General features: G+C 49.1%; 10 protein-coding genes. 6 read left to right on the top strand and 4 right to left on the bottom strand.

Annotated features, from left to right (window positions below; translation table 11 throughout):
• Window positions 1-194: 194 nt before the first annotated feature.
• Complete coding sequence (locus tag MKX98_RS22450) at window positions 195-1,142, top strand: hypothetical protein (protein ID WP_339218435.1); 948 nt, start codon at window positions 195-197, stop codon at window positions 1,140-1,142.
• Between the two features lie 86 nt (window positions 1,143-1,228).
• Here MKX98_RS22450 and MKX98_RS22445 read toward each other — a convergent pair whose 3' ends face one another.
• The 3 genes from MKX98_RS22445 to MKX98_RS22435 form a co-directional block, all read right to left on the bottom strand.
• Complete coding sequence (locus MKX98_RS22445) at window positions 1,229-1,573, bottom strand: LytTR family transcriptional regulator DNA-binding domain-containing protein (protein ID WP_009590070.1); 345 nt, start codon at window positions 1,571-1,573, stop codon at window positions 1,229-1,231.
• A gap of 133 nt (window positions 1,574-1,706) precedes the next feature.
• Window positions 1,707-2,915, bottom strand: a complete 1,209-nt coding sequence (locus MKX98_RS22440; RefSeq protein ID WP_339218432.1) for a peptidylprolyl isomerase — start codon at window positions 2,913-2,915, stop codon at window positions 1,707-1,709.
• A 134-nt stretch (window positions 2,916-3,049) separates the two neighbouring features.
• Entirely contained in the window at window positions 3,050-4,120 is a 1,071-nt protein-coding gene (locus tag MKX98_RS22435; protein WP_194543631.1) for a permease, read from the bottom strand.
• Between the two features lie 292 nt (window positions 4,121-4,412).
• Between MKX98_RS22435 and selD the strand changes: the two genes are divergently transcribed.
• Together selD and mnmH are read left to right on the top strand one after the other, a co-directional pair.
• Window positions 4,413-5,465, top strand: a complete 1,053-nt coding sequence (selD, locus tag MKX98_RS22430; protein WP_339218430.1) for a selenide, water dikinase SelD — start codon at window positions 4,413-4,415, stop codon at window positions 5,463-5,465.
• Between the two features lie 39 nt (window positions 5,466-5,504).
• A complete protein-coding gene (gene mnmH / locus MKX98_RS22425) occupies window positions 5,505-6,557 on the top strand; it encodes a tRNA 2-selenouridine(34) synthase MnmH (RefSeq protein ID WP_339218429.1) in 1,053 nt (350 codons plus the stop codon).
• A gap of 164 nt (window positions 6,558-6,721) precedes the next feature.
• Here mnmH and MKX98_RS22420 read toward each other — a convergent pair whose 3' ends face one another.
• Window positions 6,722-7,366 (bottom strand): SDR family oxidoreductase, encoded by a 645-nt coding sequence (locus MKX98_RS22420; RefSeq protein WP_339218427.1) that lies wholly within the window; start codon window positions 7,364-7,366, stop codon window positions 6,722-6,724.
• A 179-nt stretch (window positions 7,367-7,545) separates the two neighbouring features.
• Here MKX98_RS22420 and MKX98_RS22415 point away from each other — a divergent pair, with 179 nt between their 5' ends.
• The 3 genes from MKX98_RS22415 to helD all read left to right on the top strand — a co-directional run bounded on the left by MKX98_RS22415 (window position 7,546) and on the right by helD (window position 12,025).
• Entirely contained in the window at window positions 7,546-8,235 is a 690-nt protein-coding gene (locus MKX98_RS22415) for a phosphatase PAP2 family protein (RefSeq protein ID WP_220684556.1), read from the top strand.
• 107 nt (window positions 8,236-8,342) lie between these two features.
• Window positions 8,343-9,401, top strand: a complete 1,059-nt coding sequence (locus tag MKX98_RS22410) for an aromatic acid exporter family protein (RefSeq protein WP_071220011.1) — start codon at window positions 8,343-8,345, stop codon at window positions 9,399-9,401.
• Window positions 9,402-9,694: 293 nt separating this feature from the next.
• Complete coding sequence (gene helD, locus MKX98_RS22405; protein WP_339218424.1) at window positions 9,695-12,025, top strand: RNA polymerase recycling motor HelD; 2,331 nt, start codon at window positions 9,695-9,697, stop codon at window positions 12,023-12,025.
• Window positions 12,026-12,277: the final 252 nt, after the last annotated feature.

Genomic DNA, 12,277 nt, shown 5'->3' with positions numbered 1-12,277 from the left:
GATCATCCTCTCTATGTTCATAAGCCTTAGATTTGATATTACCATAGTGTGGAATGGGTTAGGAATAGGATCATATCTCGCATCCTTATGTATCATCAGGTACAACCAGACCAGAATACATTACATTTATGTGGGTGTGCAAGGCCCCAATAACCTGCCGTTATAAATTATGACGATGGAAGAGAGGTACATTTATGGCGAGCAAACGACAGGGAATCAAACGTTATGCAAGTCTCCTGCTTAGCTTAGCTCTGATCCTCAGCTTAAGCGGACTTGCTCCTCCAGGGGAAGCCGAAGCAGCCAGCTCCAAGTACAAAAAGTTTTTCGATATCAGCAAAAAGGGAGCCGCCATTCCCGGTTACTCCGGAACCAAAGAGTGGATTCCACAAGGGCTGGCTCTTGTTCCGAGCAAGAATTGGATCATTATATCGCATTATTGGGGAAATAAGGACAGCAATCAAGCCAGCAGCATTTCGATTACAAGCAGCAAAACCAACAAACGTATCAAAACCTTGTATTTGTATGAGAGCGGGAGCAAAAAACATACCGGGCATGTCGGAGGGCTTGCGGTCAGCAAAAAACATCTGTGGGTGGCGTCCGGCAAAAAGGTGTATAAAATTCCGCTGAGTACAATTAGCAGCAAGAAAGATTATGGCAATATTGTCATGACACCTTATGCGCTCGGTCATAAAGCATCCTATGCCACGTATTCCGACGGCATTCTATGGATCGGCGAATATATGGATGGCGAGGATCAAGGGGGCAAGCAGTGTGCGCCGGGACCTAAGGGCAAGCTGCGAGGCTATCCATTAACGTCCAGCGACGCTTTGCCGCCGAATCGGAAAGCCGCCTATACCTGGAGCACACCTGACCGTATCCAAGGGGCGGTCGTGACGAAAACTCGCGTTGTATACAGTCAATCCTGCGGACGCAACAATGCAAGCAAATTGCTCATATATACTCGTGGAACAAAGGGAAAGGCTGCGGCCACGCCGTTGACGATGCCTCCGATGTCCGAGAATATTGCGATGCGGGGCCATGACCTGTACGTTCTGTTTGAATCCGGTGCCCGCAAGTACAGAAACGGTGCATTGCCGCTGAAGCATCTATACATCGTTAATGCTAGGAAACTGAAGTTATAGCCTGTAAATTAAAAGATCCCGCCTCCGTTTGACCGGATACGGGATCTTCTGTTTTGTGCGCCTGATTCATAAGAAGAGCGCTGCTCTTAAACAGGCTGTTTTACTTCTGCGACAAGGCGCTTGAGCGATTCTTGCTTCCATCTCGGAATCCGAAGATGTTTAGCAGAAGGTGCCTTCTCCCCAAAGTAAACGATGCCTTGTTCTACCGTCGTGATTTTGTCAACGTTGACGTAGCAGTTGCCGCCGACATGATAGAACTGTTTACCGGAGAGCAGGGATGCGATTTTTTCGGCAGTCATTCTCTTTTTAATATTGTAGTTTCTGCCGTGAAAGCTGACCAAACCGTGCGATCCGGTTTTAAAGAACAGAATGTCTGTCTCCACCACGAAGTCCTCATACATGTTGCGGGATTCCGATACGTGCTTCATCATTCTGCTTCCCCCTTTTCCAAGATCAACATTTGATAACGCTTACATTCTAACATGTTTTCCCTGGTGTTGAAAGAACTTTTTATTTCGCATTAAAAAAAGCCCATACCGCAAGGGTAGGGGCTTGGACTAACATTTAAGGTGCAGCAGGTGCTTCAGGTGCTTCTGTTGCAGGATCTGCTGGCGTTTCTGTTGCAGGATCTGCTGGCGTTTCAGCCGCAGTTTCGTCCAGCGTATTGGTGATGGTTGCTTTATCCTTCAGCTCCTGAATATAGGCTGTGGATTCGGAATAAACCTTCTGGTTCTCAAGCTGACTGCGGATTTCTTCCTTCTTATCTTCAAGGGTAGGGTTCGTAGCTTCTTTATGATCGGTAACCTTGATGATGTGGTAACCGAAAGAACTCTTCACCGGGTCGCTGATTTCGCCCTTCTTCAATTTGAACGCTGCTTCTTCAAATGCAGGGTCCATCTGGCCGCGTCCGAAGAAGTCCAGGTCGCCGCCGGTCTCCTTCGTAGCATCTTGGTTCTTCTCTTTTGCAATCGCTGCAAAGTCAGCGCCTTCCTTCAGCTGCTTCACGATGGCTTCGGCTTCTTCCTTGGTCTCGACCAGGATGTGGGATGCGCGAACTTGCTCAGGCGTAGCGAAACTGTCTTTGTATTGGTCGTAGATTTGTTTAATCTCATCATCGGTTACTTTGATTTTGTCGGCCATCAGCTTTTTGAGCTCGACCTGGGTTTTGGTCTGTTCTTTAAGATCGTCGAGCGTCATGCCGGCTTGCTGGAGCTGCATATTGAATTGGTCCTCGGATGGGAAGGTCGCCTTCAAGGCATCCACTTCTTTACTTACATCAGCGTCGGTCACCGTAATGGATTTCTTCTTCAGCTCCTGCTGGATCAATTCCTCTGTGATCATGGAATTGAGTGTTTGTTTACCGCCTGCGCTGACAAGCTCATCATACAGATTATCCTTGGTAATGTTAACGTCATTGACTTTAGCTATAGCTTCATTGCCGGATCCTTTGGCAAACGGAGGGACAATCAGGACGACGATTAACGCTGCCGCCAATACGAGCGAAGCGATCATCCAACCTTTGCTTCCGTTACCGCCGCCACCTGCAGGAGACTGTTCATCGAAATGCGGTTGATCCCCTGCCGGATGCATGAGTGCAGGCTGTTCGTTCTCATCCTTGTGAAGCTCGATAGGCTCCGGATAGGTTGAATCTATTCTTTCTTCTTCATGAGACAAGCTGCCCGGATCTTGTTGGTTATTCTCTTTCTCTTGGGCTTGTCCTTGTTCATCCTCGGGTTGCCCCGGATGGTTTGGCTGCAAATCGTTATCTTTCATTTAATGATTGACTCCCTTCGACTGCATGTAATAATGAGTTGGTTCATTCTTTAATCACTTTACCAGATAAGCCAAGGGTTTACCTTAAGAAAAAATAAAAATTGAAAAGATAAGCGAAAAAGTTGGAGCTGGGTCTACAGGATCAGCATGCCCGCTATACCGCATACGATTCCGAGCAGCACTACAGAAGCAACAACAAACCACATGACATTCCTCGGGAATGAGCGTCGTACCATGAGCAGGGACGGAAGACTGATGGCCGGCAGCGTCAGAAGCAGCGCTGCGGCCGGGCCCGCTCCGAGACCCGCTGCCATAAAGGCCTGAATGATCGGGATTTCCGCTGCGGTTGGAATGACAAACAGCATTCCCATCACGGAGAAGAAGATGACGGCCAGCAGCGTGTTTCCTGCAGCAGCTCCCAGATGCGGAAACATCCACACTTGCAGTGCGCCAAGGAGAAGCACGGCTATCAAATACGCCGGAACCACGCGAATCAGCATATGACCGATGCTGGCGAGCCAGCGTTTCCACAGCGGACGTTCATCGGTTTGATCGGTGCTCTCCGGCGCGTCAATCTCTACCGGATCCACCTCTTTGGCGAAGCGGTTAGCCAGGTAACTGACGCCAAAGGTCAGAATGAGGCCGAAGACTAAACGCAGCGCGGTAAATTTCCAGGATAAAACAAACGTCATAAAGACGAGGGTTGCCGGATTGATGGTCGGATTGCCGATCCAGAACGCGAGGGCGGAGCCCACGGACACCTTTTTCTTACGCAGACCGATCGCGATCGGTGCCGCGCAGCAGGAGCACATCATCCCCGGAATGGAGGCAATTCCTCCAATCGCCGTGCTGCCGAAGGTGGTTTTGCCGAGAACGCGGAGCAGCCATTGGGAGGGCAGCAGCGACTGGATCAAGGTCCCGAGCAGAATACCGAGCACCGCCGCTTTCCATACTGCTTTAAAATACGTGACCGCATAGTCCCAAGCCGCTTGCCAAGAAGGCACGACATTGCCGGGCTCCATGCCTAATATGGAGGAGCCGATGCTGTGCTCCATAATAGCTTTGAGCGCTTTATCATAATAAGGCCACCACTTTACGTAGGTTAGCCCTGTTGCTGCAATGATGATGAAGACGGTGATAAACCAGATGGTTCTTCTGCGATCCGAATGATCGAAGGCCATTCTGCCGTCGCTTGAGTGATTCATGATCTATATTCCCCCGATGCGGTGTGAAATGATTTACATATCCAATCAATTAGTATATCACATTGTGAGCAGAAAGAAGAAAGATATTCCCGGTAATTGCAAGATATAGGAAGACCATTAGACTTGGAGCAGCCAATTTCTTATAATATAGATATTGTGTGTGATCACAAGTGTTAGTAAACGGACGAATATCAGATTATCCCCGGGGTAGATGAGACGTTTTTATGCATCCACGCCGGGTTTGTTGCATGTGTTCTATAAATTCAACTCTTAAGCGAAGGGAAGACCCGTGATGAGTCAATCGGAAAAAATAAAATTAACCTCGTATTCTTCTAAAGGAGGATGCGGCTGCAAGATCGGACCTGCGGACCTGGCGCAGGTCATTCGCAAGCTCCCGCAAGCCGAGCCGAATCCTAATTTATTGGTCGGTTTAGATACAAGTGATGATGCAGGCGTATACCGTCTCACGGATGATTTGGCTATGGTTCAGACCGTCGATTTCTTTACGCCGATTGTGGATGATCCCTATGATTTCGGACAAGTGGCTGCTGCGAATGCTATCAGCGATATTTACGCCATGGGAGGCAAGCCGCTGACTGCTTTGAATATCGTGGCATTCCCGATCTCAACGCTGGACAAGCAGGTATTGACGGATATTTTGAGAGGTGCAGGAGATAAATTGAAGGAAGCGGGGGTTACCCTGGTTGGCGGGCACTCCATCGATGATAAAGAACCGAAGTTCGGCCTTGCCGTTACAGGTACTGTCCATCCGGACAGAATAAGAACCAATGCCGGCGCTAAGCCAGGCGATGCCTTGATTCTGACGAAGCCGATCGGCGTGGGTATCCTTACGAGTTCCATCAAGAAAGATCTGTTAAGCGATGAGGAGATTCGCCGAGTTACCGCGGTCATGGCCGCATTGAACAAAACGGCTGCCGAGCTCATGGAACCGTATGAGGTGCATGCTTGCACCGATGTAACTGGTTTCGGTCTCCTTGGACATGCGCTCGAAATGGCCAAGGGAAGCGGCACGGGGATCCGTATTTCCAAACCTTCCATTCCCATTTTGGAGCGGGTTCGAGAGATGGCTGATGGCGGTGTTATACCAGGCGGTACGAAAAACAATTATGATCACGTGAAGGACGATGTGGATTTCCCGAATGACATGGATCAGATCGATAAGTGGATTCTGTGCGATGCCGTTACTTCAGGAGGACTCCTCATTGCGGTTGATGGCTCGCAGGCCGATCAGCTTCTGGCAGAGCTTCGCGAAGCCGGGCTGGAAGCCGGGAGAATCGGCCAGGTCGTGCATGACCATCCGAATCGCATTGTCGTTGAGTTATAAAGTGAATCGGGTTTTGTATCAATAAAGGAGCGAGCAGACATGTTTCAAGACATCACCGTAAAAGAATTAATGGAACTGCAAAGCAGGAAGAAGATTACTTTGATTGATGTCCGTTCCCCTTCAGAGTACAGGGATTCCACGATTCCGGGAAGTCTGAACATTCCGGTCTTCAATGATGAAGAACGGGCGGAGATCGGGACGATTTATAAGCAGGTGAGCGTGGATGCGGCTAAAGAGCGTGGACTTGCCATTATGTCGGCCAAGCTCCCGAGCTTTGTGAAGCAATTCAAGGAGATCAAGGGAGATAAGGCGGTCTATTGCTGGCGTGGCGGCATGCGCAGCAGGACGGCCGCAACCGTTCTCTCATTGATGGATATCCATGTTAACCGGATTACGGGCGGGATTAAGGCTTACCGGAAGTATGTGCTGGATACGCTGGAGCATAAGAGTCTGGACGCGGAAGCATTCGTCCTTCACGGCTTGACAGGCACAGGCAAGACGGCAGTGCTTAGACAGCTTCAGCAGGAAGGCTACCCTGTCGTGGACCTGGAAGGGCTGGCAGGACATCGCGGCTCGATCTTTGGCCATATCGGTCTACAGGCGAATAATCAGAAGACATTCGATTCGGAATTGTTTGAGCGGCTGAAGCAACTGGAATCCTCGCCGTATTTGTTATTTGAAGCGGAGAGCAAACGGATCGGCAAAATCGCCGTTCCCGATTTCCTTATGCAAAAGAAGGAGTCGGGGGTAGCCATCGTGTTGGAACTGCCGATGGGGGAGCGTGTTCGCCAGATCCTGGAGGATTACAACCCTGCGGCTTATAAAGAGCAATATTTGGCGGCCTTTCAATTAATCAAAAACAGGATCCATACGCCTATCGCCGCGGAAATTGGCAAGTCTTTGGAAGAGGGGCTGTTTGCCCAAGGAATACAGCTGCTCCTTGAGCATTATTACGATCCCAAGTACAATCACTCCTTCAGTCAATACGAGGGCAGCACGCCCATCGTTGTGGCGGTAGACCGGGTGGAAGAAGCAGTGGATGCGGTTAAAGACATATTGCGGACTCAAATGCAGCAGAAGACCGGCGCGTAAGAATGCATTACAAACGTAAGAATGCATTACAAACGCTAATTGACAAAGCGGGACCGCTTTTATTTTGAGCTGGTTAATAGTACGAAAAGATCGCCCCTGAAGTAGAGCGGATAATAGCGTACCGCTTATACTTCGGGGCGATCTTTTTTGATAAAGGACTCTTTTCAAATGGAGGCTAAAGCTTTGGATATGGGAGTATCCCCTGAAATTAAGTCGAAGGAACGACGGAAGGTATTTTCTTCATCCAGTGATAACAGAATCGTTCGCGCTACATCCTCGCGCGGAATCGAACCGCCCCGGATATTCTCCACAGCGGCGATGTGTCCGGTACCAGGGTTATTCGTAAGTCCTCCAGGACGAATGATGGTGTACGTGAGGCTGCTCTGACGAAGCATGCGATCCGCGTAATGTTTGGCGGCATAATACGGTTTGATCTCCTCACTCCAATATTCCCGATGATGGGCCCCAATTGCACTCACCATCACAAAGCGCCTAACAGACGCCTGCTCGGCGGCTTCCATCATTTTGACGGCTCCGTCTAGATCGATTAACAGAGTCTTGTCGTATCCGGTAGCTCCGCCCGAGCCGGCAGCGAATACCACCGCCTGGCAATTCTTCGCTGCATCCGCAAGCTCCTCGACCGACCCTTCCAGGTTCGCAAGAACACACTCTATTCCGGCAGCTTGATATGGGGCTGCTTGCTTCTCCTTTCGTACCATTGCTCTTACGGTATAACCTTCATGCTCTTGCAACAGATGGGTAAGCTGTTTGCCTATTTGGCCGTTGGCACCGACAACGAGAACCTTCATGTGGACAACTCCTTATGGTAAAAATTCTCTTGAAAGAGTAATCATTGCGATTTTGACATAGACTACGGGATATTTCATGCATATCCCATATGGACTTTTCTTTATCTCAGGAAAATGATATTATCTTGTTTTCACCAACTCGCACGGATTCGAAACAAAAGGCAAAGGAGAAAAGAGAGTTGAGCGGACAGAAGCTACACACGACTTCAGGAAGACAACGCTGGATTTTCCTCATATCGATAATCAGCTTGATCGGATTTGCCACGCTGGCTGCTTTGGTAAAGCGGCAAAGCCTGGCAACGTTTGATTGGGCGATCCTAACAACGGTACAAGCCTGGGAGCATCCGCTTATCACGGATATTGCCATCGGGCTGTCGTTTATAGGCTCCATCGGACCGGTGATTGTGTTATGTCTGATTGTAATCGCCGTGCTATATTGGGTACTGGGGCACCGCATGGAGATTCTTCTCCTTATTGTAGTCGTCTTCGGTTCATCTATTCTGAATTTATTATTAAAATGGGTCTTTCAACGGGCAAGGCCCGACATCCACCGCTTAATTGAAATTACGGGATACAGCTATCCCAGCGGACATTCCATGGCCGCCTTCTCATTCTACAGCGTGCTCGCTTACTTGTTGTGGAGACATATTGACAGCAGGGCGGGGAGAGGAATATTAATATCCATCTCCGTCACCATGATTCTCGGCATCGGATTAAGCAGGGTCTATCTCGGGGTCCACTATCCAAGCGATATTGTTGGGGGATATCTAGCTGCTTGTGCTTGGCTTGCATTTCTGGTCCGATCTTACGAGAAGAGGATGGGAAAGCGGGCCAATTCGGAAGATGTGAATGAATCAGAAACTGCATAACATTGGAAGCGTAAGGGTAATTCATGTAATAGCGGTTCAAACGGAGGAGTATGTATCATGGTGTGTATCCATAGATGTGAAAATGGGTTAGGTAAGGAGGGCTGTCTGTGGCGTTTGGAGCAAGAATGTTCAAAACCGGCTTAGCCGTAACGCTGGCTCTTTATTTAGCCATGCTGTTTGATTTTAAATCCCCTGTCGTTGCCGCCATAGCAGCGATTTTTGCGATGCAGCCATCCATATACAGGTCGTGGAGATATTTCCTGGACCAGCTGCAGACCAGTACGCTCGGTGCGATTCTGGCGATGCTAGGAGGATACTTTTTATCGAATCAGCCGATTTCCGTCGGTTTGGTATGTATTCTAGTAATTATGATTTGCATGAAGCTGAAAATGGGCGAGACCATCGGACTTACGCTAGTTACGGTTATCTCCGTGATGGAAGCTTCCGGTCAATGGGATTTTGCACTCAATCGCTTTATTCTGACGATTATCGGTATCATATCTGCATTTCTTATCAATATTCTTGTGTTTCCCCCGAAACCCAAGGAACAGTACATCACGCGGATTCATATTGTATTTGGCAAAATGTCGCTGCTGCTGCGCACGGCCATCTCCCACGAAATGAAGGATTCGGTATACCGCGCGGAGAAGAAGGAACTGGAATCGGCGATCAAATCATTGTCCGATAAATACAATTTGTTTGAGGAAGAGCAGAAGAAGCTGAAGCGGGCGAAGTACAGTCAAGCAAGACAGCTGGTGGTGTATAAACAACTGCTTCAATCCCTTCGTAAAGGGTATGAAGTGCTGGATGCGGTCGAGAACCACTATTTCCAGGCGGAACGATCCGAAGAAATCGACGAGCAGTTTGATCACAATCTGGAGCGGTTAATGAAGTACCATGAGCATATTTTGTGGAAATTCGAAGATAAATTGAAACCGAATGAAGACGAGGCCGAGACCATGGCGGAGAACAATGAAACGTTCATGGAGCAGGTGATGTGCGGACCAGGCGCAAATCCAGGGGGGCTTCGACTGTCGGTGGTGGCCGCCTCCATGTATGATTACGGGTATCAGCTTGACCGGCTGAACCGGGTCGCGGATCAAATCAGCCGTGTCGTGGATGATAAAGAGCAGGAGGAAGCCTTGTTCTCGTGGCTGCGTAAATAAGAGAAGTCATCATGAGGGAGCCGATCAAGATGCCATATTTGATCGGCTGTTTTTTGCACCGGGATTATAGGACTCCTCTTGGCAGTGAGCCTTGGGAATGGTATTGTATATAAACGCAAAAAAACCGCCCCGGTGGGTCGGCTGTCTGAAATTCGATGTTGAATTATGCGGGTTACATTGCTATAATTAGCAATGGTTTGTCATTAAATCACGATGATTTGGTTAGAATATCACAATTGTATTATATCACAGACATATTACGCTGTCAACCAGTATATTAGGGGGATGAACAAATGGCTATCAGCGAACAGGATTGGCAAGAAGAACAGGCACGGGTAACGGAAGTGACAACGAAAATCGGTAATAAAATATCTCAGCTGGAAGCGAGCGTCGGGGATATCCGTGAAGTCGTTATTGATATGCGGAAAGACTTCTGGGACGAAGTAACGGTCAACTTCAGCAACCCGGACGATTTGGGTGAAACGTCCACCAACCTGAGGCAGCAGTCGCAGGTGCTGGCGGAACGTGAGCATGCTCATCTGCAATCCAGCAAGCTGCTTAAGAAATATAGAAAACTTGTGGAGTCCCCTTACTTCGGACGCATTGATTTTCAGGAGGAAGGAACCGCGGAGACGGACACTATTTATTTGGGAACAGGATCTTTTTTGGATGAACATATGGAGACGTTTCTGGTTTACGATTGGCGGGCTCCAATCTCGAGCTTGTATTATGATGGGGCGCCCGGCCCGGCCCAATACGAAACGCCCTCGGGCACGGTTAAAGGCGAAATGCTGCTTAAGCGCCAATTCGTCATCCATAACGGCGAGATCAAGGTGTTGTTTGATACCGGCGTAACCATTGGAGATGAGCTGCTGCAGCAGGTGCTCAGCCATAGCGCGGATGATCGGATGAAGAGCATCGTAGCTACGATTCAGAAGGAACAGAATGCCGTCATCCGAAACGACAAAACCCGCATGCTGATCGTTCAGGGGGCTGCCGGCAGCGGCAAAACCTCAGCGGCACTGCAGCGGGTAGCTTATCTGTTGTATAAGTATCGGGAGACGCTTCGGGCCGACCAGATGATTCTGTTCTCTCCGAACCCCCTGTTCAATAGTTATGTATCCACGGTGCTTCCGGAGCTTGGCGAGGACAATATGCAGCAGACGACCTTCCAGTCCTATCTGGAACACCGGCTGGGCAAGGAGTTTGAGCTTGAAGATGTGTTTACGCAGACAGAATCCTTGCTGAATGCGGACGATTCGCCGCATTACCGTGCGCGACTTGAGAGCATATCCTTTAAATCCTCGGGAGCCTATCTGGATACCATCAGACGATACAAGGAATTGCTGGAGAAGGGCGGGATGCTCTTTAAGCCTGTCGTATTCCAAGGTAAGGTGATCGTCAGCGCCGACGAAATGTCCGCGCAGTTCTATAGTTATGATTCGGCGGTTAAACTCGCTGGCCGGATCGACCTGATGAAAGAGTGGATGCTGAAACGTCTGTCGGAGTTCGCCCAGAGCGAAAAAGACGCCCCGTGGGTGGAGGAGCAGATCCAGCTCCTGGATACGGAAGATTACCAGCGGGCCTTTCAAACGATGAGACGTAAGCAGAACCGGAAGTCGGACACCTTTGACGATTTCGATAAAGAAAGGGATGTCCTTGCCAAAATGGTCATCAGCAATCGGCTCAAGCCGGTTAGACGCTGGATCAAGCGGTTTCGATATGTGGATGTAAAGGGCATGTACCGAAAATTATATACCGATGAATCGCTATTTCGCCGGGCGGCCGGACATTTGGAGACGCTCCCGGACTATTGGGAGGAAATCTGCAGTCTCACCGCTGCGTCACTGGACAACAAATCGCTGCTGTATGAGGATGCGACTCCGTTCCTCTATCTAAAGGAGCTGCTTCAAGGTTTCCGCACGAACACGTCGATTCGTCATGTGATTGTCGATGAAGTACAGGACTATTCGGGATTTCAGCTGGAATTCCTGAAGCGATTGTTCCCGCGAGCGAAAATGACGGTGCTGGGGGATCTCAATCAAGCCATTTACGCACATGGAGAGGCACTTGGCAATCTGGAAAATCTGGTGAGTCTGTACGGCGAGGAGGATACGGAGGTCATCAATCTGACGCAAAGCTACCGGTCTACGTATGAAATCGTTGATTTCACGCGGCAGATGATACCGGGCGGGGAACGGATTGTACCATTTAACCGGAGCGGCGAAGCTCCACAGGTGGTTGCAGTGAACGATAGAGAACGTCTGCATGAAGCGATAGTCTCTGATATCCGTGAGCTTCATGAACAGGGATTCCAGTACGTGGCGGTGATCTGCCGGACAGAAGAGGAGAGCAGACGCGTACACGAGCAGTTGTCGGCAGATATCCCTGCGCGATTAATTACCAAAACCACTCCTGCATTTGAGAAGGGAACGCTTGTCGTTCCTGCCTATCTGGCCAAAGGCGTGGAATTCGACGCGGTGATCATATACAACGGCTCCGAGGATGTGTACCATCGCGAAAGCGACCGCAAGTTGTTCTACACCGCGTGTACGCGTGCCATGCACAAACTTCATGTATATCATATCGGGGAAAAAAGCCACTTTATACCGGATCAAAACTAAATAATTTAAGGTCTGTCTACGCAACATCTCAGGCAGGCCTTTTTTTTCATGAATGATATATGAAAACCAAGCATGTTTCATACAAGAGGAAAAAAACGGAAGCGAAATTAGGAAGCGGTAATGAGCAAGCTTTATACCATAAGGAGGGAGTTATCCATTATTTATCATGATTTGACCGGTGATTAATAATATTTTTCAATTATTTTCGGGAAAAGCGCTTTCTCGATCGCCGTGTCTATTCATTTTTGACAT

The organism is Paenibacillus sp. FSL W7-1332, from assembly GCF_037969785.1.
Lineage (GTDB): Bacteria > Bacillota > Bacilli > Paenibacillales > Paenibacillaceae > Paenibacillus_AQ.
Note: the sequence above shows the minus strand (reverse complement) of the source record. Positions and strands in the feature narration are given on the sequence as shown.